Source organism: Actinomycetospora sp. TBRC 11914 (assembly GCF_012933465.1).
Classification (GTDB): Bacteria; Actinomycetota; Actinomycetes; order Mycobacteriales; family Pseudonocardiaceae; genus Actinomycetospora.
The window spans coordinates 1-1,448 of record NZ_JABBND010000048.1; the positions used below are offsets into that span (position 1 = coordinate 1).

Below are 1,448 nucleotides of genomic sequence, written 5' to 3' on the forward strand. Positions count from 1 at the left end.
GCGGGTGGCCAGGCGGTGGCTTCGTTGTAGGGGATCTTGGTTCGTAGGCAGCCGTGCAGGATCCCGACGAGGCGGTTCGCTAGAGCGCGGAGGGCTTGGTGGTGGGTGTTGCCGCGGGCACGGTGGGCGTCGTAGTAGGCCCTGGCTCCAGGTGAGGCGCTCAGCGCGGCGAAGGCCTGTTGGTAGAGCGCGTCGGCGAGGCGTCGGTTGCGGGCGTGGCGGGCCAGCACCACCCGGGTCTTGCCCGAAGCGCGGGTGACTGGCGCCATCCCGGAGTAGTTCTTGCGGGCTCTGGCGTCGGCGTAGCGCTCGGGGTCATCACCGAACTCGGCGAGCACCCGGGCGCCGAGAACCTGTCCCAGCCCCGGCTGGGACAGGTAGATCTCAGCGTCCGGGTGCCGGCCAAAACCCGCGGCCACCTCGCCCTGGAGGACCTCGCACTGGCGGGCGAGCTCGCCGATGACCGCGACGAGGGCCTTCACCGACGCGGCGTAGGCACCGACCACCCCGGGGTGGGCCTCGAGCTGCTCGGCGCGCAGCACCTCCACGATCCGCGCGGCGACGGTGTCGCTGTTGCGTTGGCGTCCCGCGGCGCGCAGTGCCTTGGCCACCCGCGCGACCCGCAGCTGACGGCCCTGGGCGGGGGACGGCGCCAGCGCGAGCACGGCCAGCGCGTCGCGGCCGGCGAGGTCGTCGAACGCGGCCAGGGCGGCGGGGTAGTACTCGCGCAGCATCGAGCGCAGCGTGTTGGTCTGGCGCTGCCGTGACCAGATCATCGACTGGTGCGCCCGCGCGACGACCTTGACGTGCTCGGCGATCGCCGAGTCCCCGGCGACCGGGCGGTGATGATCCCGGTCGAGGCGCACCAGCTCAGCGAGCACATGAGCGTCACCGGGGTCGCTCTTCGCCCCGGAGCTGGCGTGGCGTTCCCGGTACCGCGCCGCCTGCAGCGGGTTGATCGCGTAGACCACGTAGCCCGCGGCGAGCAGGGCCTGCACCCACGGGCCGCGGTCGGTCTCGATCCCCACCACGACCTGATCCGCTCCGGCGTCATCATCGAGGTGATCAGCGATCAGCGCGTGCAGCCCCGCGATCCCGGCCGCACCCTCGGGCAGGCGTCGACGGACCAGCCGCCGACCAGTCTCATCGAGGATCTCGATGTCGTGGTGGTCCTCGGCCCAGTCGTCTCCGACGAACAGCACCAGCACTCCCTCTCCTGAGCGGCAGCCTGCGAGCCTTCGAGGAGAACGGGTGCGACCTAATGGATCAGTGCTCGCGGCGCGGCGGCCGGGCACGACATCCCACCAGCCCTACGAACTCCTCACCCACCAACGAGGGGCACGATCTAGGACTAGACCTTCCAAGGTCCGGTGCGCGTAGTGCTCACCCCGCTGGCGGCTCGGACACCCAGCCAACCACCAGCCAGCCGGATGCAGCCCCATTAGGTG

At 71.3% G+C, this 1,448-nt stretch carries 1 protein-coding gene; it reads right to left on the minus strand.

The window, feature by feature from the left end; translation table 11 throughout:
• A partial coding sequence (locus HH311_RS30750) for an IS110 family transposase (RefSeq protein ID WP_169187542.1) occupies positions 1 to 1,202 on the minus strand: 1,202 nt, incomplete at its 3' end.
• Positions 1,203 to 1,448 lie beyond the last annotated feature (246 nt).